The organism is Hassallia byssoidea VB512170 (genome assembly GCF_000817785.2).
GTDB lineage: Bacteria > Cyanobacteriota > Cyanobacteriia > Cyanobacteriales > Nostocaceae > Hassallia > Hassallia carrinoi.
In genome coordinates this window covers 1-7,205 of sequence record NZ_JTCM02000180.1, presented here as the reverse complement: position 1 = coordinate 7,205, position 7,205 = coordinate 1, and the positions used below count along the sequence as shown (strand labels likewise).

The following is a 7,205-nucleotide window of genomic DNA, read 5'->3' as shown; positions in this document are numbered from 1 at the left end:
ATCCGCAACCACCCACGAATATTTTTGATGTTCGCGCTTCGCGTCTCCCCGAACCCTTGAAGCCTGTCCACATTTGTAAGCGAGAAGACTTCGCCCCTCCTGGATAAGTTAGTGGGAGGGTTGTTAGTATACAAAATAACAACGTTCCCACTAATAACTAACAATCTTGACTCTCAAGGCGCGATCGCTCTCACGGGGATTCCTCCGCAACAGTCGCGCTTCGGCAGAGGCTTCTTACTCGAAACTTGCCAAAGGTATAAGGATAAGGCAAAATTTTTTGCTTTGAGTGATAAAACTGAAATATTTTTCTCTATGGAAGTATTAAACAATACTTATTGTCTAAGTCTTTACCAGGGCTTCATCCAACTTTAGATTTCGTCTGATTATAATTTTATCTGTTGAGTTTCAGAAATAATATTGATATAAATGAAACAAATAGATAAAACTTTTACATGTTTGCTATTTATACAAATCTTACTAAATCTAAGTTTATTTACTCAGGTTGAGTCAGAATTAAAAACCAGAAGTACCTTTTTACCACAAACGATTTTTGCGGAGAATTTTAACCCACCAAACAGAGGGAAACCAAAGGATACCTACGGTGCAGGTTCTCGCGGTAGGTTCAAGTATTATCAAGAACACAGTTCGATGGGCAATTGAAGAGGGGGGAGCCCAATGCCCGATGCCCACTTGGACGATGCCCAATGCCCAATGCTTTATGGATAATTTAACTCTTCAAAAGAATCTGATATTATCTGCTCAATAAATACTTGATTTTCTTGACTCTCTGCTTGCTTGAGATATTCAATGGCAATTTGTCCGGCAGTTGGTTGTTCTTTACAAATAGCCACGAGTAATTCTACAGTCTGACGAAGTTGAATTTTCTCTAAGTGTATGGTGGTGACAATTGGCAAAGTAATAGCACTAACTACTAGCCCGATGATTGAGGGAACAAGAGGAATCCACCAACCGTGTAAAAAGGCTACGTAAGCAATTGCCCCTACTCCCGAAGCCGCAACAATCACAATTATTACCTGTTTTCTCGGTGACTTCACCTGCCAACTTAACGCCGCTCCCACAAAGCAGCAAAGCAAAATCCACAAGCAATCCACCCCTTGAGACCAAACCCGTAGCATCGGGCGTCCATGCAGGGCTGCACTCAAAATTTGGCTGGTAATATTAGCGTGGATCGTTACTCCTGCCATTTGTTTCGGGGAACCAAAGATGCTACTGCTGTATGGTGTTTGAAACAAGTCTTTGACGCTCTCAGCGGTTGAGCCAATCAAGACTATGCGATCGCGTAGCGCGTCCTACTGCCCAGTTGTGCTTTGCACAACTGCCTCGTTGCTTTGCAACGAGGGAGGCATTTTTGAAAAAAATGCCTCGGCAGTATACGGACGATCGCGCACTTTCTCTTGTGGTATCCGATTATGCAACAAATCTGTGAACGAGAAGGTTTGAAACTGTTGTTGAGTGCCGCGATAATTAAGTAAAACTTGATACCCACCGTCATCAGCCCGGACATAGCCTCCGTCCGACGCTTGAAAAGGAACAATCACCGCTTTCCCTAATTGCATTTGATTGGCATCGTTGGGTCCGCTTTGGGGGTGATGTTAAGAGTTTCTAGATAGCGTAGCGCTAGTTTTAAGCCCAAATTAAAGCGTAATTCACCGTTATCGAGTCGAACTGAAAGCAAGGCACGACGCAGCTTGCCATCTCCATCCAAAACCTGATCGGCAAGACCCACCTGACCCAGTTGCGCTAAAACTGGTGGTGGTGCAACTTGATTACCTACAGCCTTTTCAATACCAATCAAATTCGGAGTCGTTTTAAATAAACTAACTAATTCCTGATAACCTGGTTCTACAGGCAAATCTCGATATAAATCCAGCCCGATGGCTGTAGGTTTGTAGCTTTTTAATCTTTGGATTGCTTGAGCCAACACTCGATCCGATAAAGCATACTTACCCATTTGTCTAATATCTGGCTCATCAATTGCAATAATGGTAATATAAGGGTCAATTTCGGCTTTGGGACGTGCCTGAAAAAAGCGATCGAGCATCGTCAACTCTATACCCTGTAGTATTCCACTAAAACGCCCAAGAGTAACTAAACCGGCAACTCCAAGAGCAATGCTGCCAATCCAACCTTTGCCCAAACGTAGTTTTTGGGCATGTCTTCGTGCGGTTTTTCGTGCATCTACCAAAATTTGATTTGCTTGCTTTGCCGCTTGCAGAGCAAATTGTGCTTTTTCTCGTTCAATTTGGCGATCGCGTTTTTCTGCGGCTAAATCGCTTTCAATTTTTCTTTTTGCGAGTTCCTGACTTGCAGCTAAAAAGCGATAATCTAAATCACTAAGTTTTTTATCTTTTGCCCACAATAGTGCAGTATGCAACGTTATACCTAGTAAAAGCTGCGACTCATCCTGCTGTTTCGAGGCAATCCAAGCTTTAAAGTTTTGTGCGTAAGGACGGAGATTGTCCATTTGAAGAGCAACCCATTCTGAGTTAAAGACAGCTTGATAAATCGGGTTTTTTATTTTTAGGTATCCTTGCTGATTGACAATTAAACCTGATAAAAGAAGTTCAATTTGTTCTCGACTGTCATCAGCTGGTACTTCCTCTACCAAAATCTGCTGACATATTCCTAGTATCCGTCCAGAAAAGCGCTCATTGCCCAACAAGCGATCGCGAATTGTCCGCAAATGCTCTGGTTCGTCTTGAAATTCCCACTTATAGATGATGCGTGACTTAACAATACTTTCTATCCAAAATGCTTCAGTTCCAGGGGGAATAGTCAGTCTTTCATTTACTGTATCTTGACTCGAATTCAGAATTAACTGACATAGTTTTTGTGTGAGAAACGGCTGTCCATTTGTCCAAGCTAAGATTTCTTTGACAATTGCTTGAGCATTGCTGCCAAAAAGCTCTAATCCCTTAACTAATGGCTGGACTTCATCTAAATTAAAGCCGTGCAATTCTATGGCTTTACCAATATTAAATGGAGTACGGTTTAAATCTTGAATTAAATCTGATGGTGTTGTTACCCCAAAAATAACAAACGTAATGCGGTTGTATTCTGGATCGATAGCTCGCTGATTATAGCAGAACCGAATTAAGGCAAAAAAGTCATCAACAGAAAAATCAAGGCTCTTGATACTATCAACTTCATCGATAAAAATAAACAGTCTTTTATTGGGAAACTGAACCAACAGTACTTCGGAAATAAATCGGCTCACTCTTTGAAGTAAGGGGATATCTTCATGCTCTTGCCACCAAGCTTTTAAGTTAATTTTTCCTAACAGCTTGAAACCAGACCATAACTCACCAACTACTCCCTTGTACCACTGCTCTGGGGTAATATTTTCACAGCCAACATTTGTCAGATCAACCGAAGCGCATATAAAACCTTGTTGTTGCAAGCGATGCCGAGTTCTTACTAGCAAAGAGGACTTACCCATTTGCCGGGAGTTGAGGACGTAGCAAAACTCTCCCTCCTGCAATGCTTCATAAAGTTGCGAATCAGCTTGCCGTTCTACATAACTTGGAGCGTTACTAGTTAGACATCCACCGACTTGGTATTTATAACAGGTCATTTAATTGCTTAATTAATAATTTGACAATCTCCTAGCTGGAAGTTGAAAGCTTAGTATATCCTGGAGTAAAAACTTTAAACGCACATCGTTCATGTGCTACTAAATCAGGAATTTATATCTAATATATATCTACTCTACATAAATCTGTTTGTATCGACTTCGATACCTTGACTAAAAGCGTTTATTATTAGCCAGATTTTACGTTTGCTTGCACAAGTGTCACCCTGCATAAAAAAGATATTAAATATAACCTGACAACATAATATGTAGGTTTTGTCAAGCATTAAGGCGACACCAAACTACAGTTTCTTCAGGGATAAAAATTAAAGAGATTAAATTTTACTTTTTTCTTTAACCAAAACTGCTTGACTCACTTTTCTTACCTTTCTTACCTTTTATATCCTTTCAACACAGATTTTTATCTAGATGCGTCAGCTTAATTTACCTACTTTTCTCACCTTGCCTTTGGTAAATTTCCTGTATGATAATTTACAGACATTAATAGCGGTCAAGAAAAAATCTGTTTTATCTACTACTCAAATTAAAATAACTCTTGGTAAATGTCATGTAAATGCTTTTCCCAATATCAATTTTATCTAATGAAGTTGAAAAATAATTTTTATGTTTTTTCTAACTTCGTTACTAGATTTGAATGAGAAAATTGCAATGTATAAGTTTTCAGACTCTTGTCTGTGGAATGCAATTGAATAACTGATTCTTAAAACTAGGAGTTGGGCTTCGATGGTCTTTACGATCTCAGTCCCTCCAACATGACCTTATTGTTATAGAGGATGTTTTTATCAATGATAGAGGTCAAATTGCAGAGAAGGTGTGACCAAAATCGAAAACGTTCAAAGCGACGGTCTATCTACTGTCCGATTGATGGATGCTATCTTCATAGTGTTAGTCCAAAATATTCATTATTTGACAGCATCGATTTGCTGAAGCAAAAAAAATTAAAAATGGCTAGTAAAACGATTCATCTAACAGGTGAATGGTTAGAAGCCTTTTGGTGCGATCGCTGTCAAAAAACCCAGTGGTATCATCGACTAAAGCCTGAGAATTGTACATACAAAGTGTCAGTAGCACCACCACAAATATGGCAGCAAGCAGTAGGAGTAGTTCATACCGAAGGTAATCCAACCGTTAGCGAATTTACTCGGAGGAATGCAAGTGGTTTCCCAAATGCAGTAAAAACTTACTATTAACAAACAGGACTAACAAAAAATAAACGTTGTTTCGTTAAGATCGTTCTTAGTCATTTGTAATTCCCAAAAACTAAGGATTATTGTACAACCAGGAAACTTACATGCAGACTAAAGGCAATCCACAAGAAGTAGAGATTCAAGAATATTGGCTAGTTTTAAAACGTCGCTGGCAAGTTGTGGTAGCAGTTCTTCTTAGTTCAGTAGGATTATCAGGTTTTGCCATCCTCAAGCAAAAACCTAAATACGAGGCAAGTGGAATGTTACTTTTTAAATCAGACCGAATATCTTCGCTAACAAAAGCAGGAGAAAAAATTGGCGATTTGAAATCTTTAATGCGTGAGGGTAATCCTTTAACAACGCAAGCTGTTATTTTGAAATCTCGACCGATTTTAAGAGAAGCCATCAATACTCTGGGCTTAGTAGATAAAAAAGGTATACCCCTTGAGGCAGAGTCACTTCAAGTCAAAGTTGAACCAATTGTTGGCACAGATGTACTGAAAGTTTCTTACATATCATAAAAACCTGAATTGTCAGCATCACTAGTCAATCAGGTGATGCAATCTTATGTGAAAAATAATATTCAAACTAATAGCTCTCAAGTCTTGGCAGCGGGTGAATTTATTAAACAACAACTACAGTTGTCTCAACAAGAATTAGAGCGGACAGCAGAAGCACTACGTAAGTTTAAAAATCAGAATCAGATTATCGAGCTTCCACAAGAAGCAAGCGCTGCTATTAGCAATATTGCCCAACTAGATGAGCAAATAAATCAATCTAGAGCAGCGCTTGCAGATGTCAGCGCTCAGGAAGCACAAGTAGGCAGTCAATTAAATTTGCAAAAAAAGCAAGCTGTACAAATTACTTCCCTAAGTCAGATACCTGGTGTACAGGATGTTTTAGGTGAGCTACAAAAAGTGCAAACGAAGCTAGCAACTGAAAGAACACGCTACACCGACGATCATCCATCTATCATTTTCTTAAAGAATCAAGAAATAACTTTGAATTCTTTATTACAGCAGCGGGTTGTTCAGGTTGCAGGAGTTAAAGAAAACGTTTCTCCTGGCAAGTTGCAGATAGGAAAGATTAAAGAAAATCTCGCAAGTCAATATTTACAATTACAAGCGCAGCGTCAAGGTTTGGAGAAAAAAGTACAAGCTTTGTCTAATATCCGTGGAAGTTATCAGCAGAAGTTGGCTATTATGCCAAATCTAGAAAAACAGCAAGGAGATTTAGAGCGAAAGTTGTCTGTTGCCCAAACTAACTTTCAAAATCTTGTAACCAGACAAAAAGAAATCCAAATAGCAGAAAAGCAAAGTATTGGAAATGCCAGAGTAATTGAAGCTGCACAAGTTCCGAAAAAACCAGTTGTCTCAAAAATTACACTAATTTTAGCAGGAAGTGGTGTATTTGTTGGTTTATTATTTGGTGTAAGTGCTGCCTTTTTTGTAGATTTAATTGATAAATCCTTAAAAACAGTTAAGGAAATTGAGACATTTTTTGGCTACAGTTTGGTGGGGCTAATTCCCAAGTTTCAATCAAATAGTAAACCTATTTATCTTAACTTGATGGAAGATGGATACGCCGATAAATTTATGAATGGTTCTACTCCTAGCTTAGTGATTCATCAAGCATATCAAATGCTTCAGGCAAACTTAAAATTTATTAGCCATAAAAAAGTCCGCATAATTGTAGTCACGAGTTCTGTGACGGAAGAGGGAAAATCAGAAGTTTGTGCAAATTTATCTGGAGCGTTAGCTCAAGCTGGAAGGCGAGTTTTACTAGTTGATGCAGATATGCATTCACCATCGCAACATCATTTGTGGGGTCTAATAAACTCAGTAGGTTTAAGTAACATTATTGTTGGTCAAGATGAATTTATACAAGCTGTGCAAATAGTCACAAAATATTTATCTGTCCTCACAGCGGGAGTCCAACCTCCTAACCCCTTAGCTTTGATTGATTCCGATGGCATGACTTCTTTGATTGATAAATTCTCGCAAAGCTATGACTACATCGTGTTTGATACTCCTCCTTTAGTTAACACAGCTGATGCAGCAGTTCTGGGAAAAATGGTGGATGGAGTTTTATTAGTAGCTCAACCTGGTGTTTTAGATTTAGCTAGCGCTACTGCCGCTAAGTCGCTGCTAGATCGTTCGGAAGCGAATATTTTGGGCATTATTGCCAACGGTGTCGATGTCAAGCAGGAACCTGACAGCTATCTTTATAACTCCAAACGTCGAGTTGGGCAGAGTGTCGCACAAACTGAAATGGAGATTTCCGACTTGATGTACAAATAAATCGGGTATGGGCGAAGTCTTCTCGCTTACAAATGTGGACAGGCTTCTCCCAAGGGGAGACGCGAAGCGCGAACATCAAAAATATTCGTGGGTGGTTGCGGATCT

5 protein-coding genes and 1 pseudogene are annotated in these 7,205 nt (G+C 39.3%); 3 read left to right on the top strand and 3 right to left on the bottom strand.

Annotated elements, in window-relative coordinates:
- Positions 1–716 precede the first annotated feature (716 nt).
- The 3 genes and pseudogenes from PI95_RS33970 to PI95_RS33965 form a co-directional block, all read right to left on the bottom strand.
- Positions 717–1,295: pseudogene (locus PI95_RS33970) on the bottom strand (CHASE2 domain-containing protein); the annotation flags it as partial.
- 15 nt (positions 1,296–1,310) lie between these two features.
- Positions 1,311–1,577: a hypothetical protein gene (locus PI95_RS35455; RefSeq protein WP_063842380.1), complete on the bottom strand. Its 267-nt coding sequence runs from the start codon at positions 1,575–1,577 to the stop codon at positions 1,311–1,313.
- The gene (locus PI95_RS33965; RefSeq protein WP_063842381.1) at positions 1,568–3,595 is read right to left on the bottom strand and encodes a CHASE2 domain-containing protein; all 2,028 of its coding nucleotides are present in this window, start codon (positions 3,593–3,595) and stop codon (positions 1,568–1,570) included. Before PI95_RS33965 ends, PI95_RS35455 begins: the two co-directional genes overlap by 10 nt.
- Before the next feature lie 818 nt (positions 3,596–4,413).
- Here PI95_RS33965 and PI95_RS37610 point away from each other — a divergent pair.
- The 3 genes from PI95_RS37610 (at position 4,414) to PI95_RS33955 (ending at position 7,100) form a co-directional block, all read left to right on the top strand.
- Positions 4,414–4,803, top strand: a complete 390-nt coding sequence (locus PI95_RS37610) for a hypothetical protein (protein WP_039747626.1) — start codon at positions 4,414–4,416, stop codon at positions 4,801–4,803.
- Between the two features lie 101 nt (positions 4,804–4,904).
- On the top strand, positions 4,905–5,321 hold the full coding sequence (locus PI95_RS37370) for a Wzz/FepE/Etk N-terminal domain-containing protein (protein ID WP_336507656.1): 417 nt from the start codon (positions 4,905–4,907) through the stop codon (positions 5,319–5,321).
- 9 nt (positions 5,322–5,330) lie between these two features.
- Positions 5,331–7,100, top strand: a complete 1,770-nt coding sequence (locus tag PI95_RS33955; RefSeq protein ID WP_336507655.1) for a GumC family protein — start codon at positions 5,331–5,333, stop codon at positions 7,098–7,100.
- Positions 7,101–7,205 lie beyond the last annotated feature (105 nt).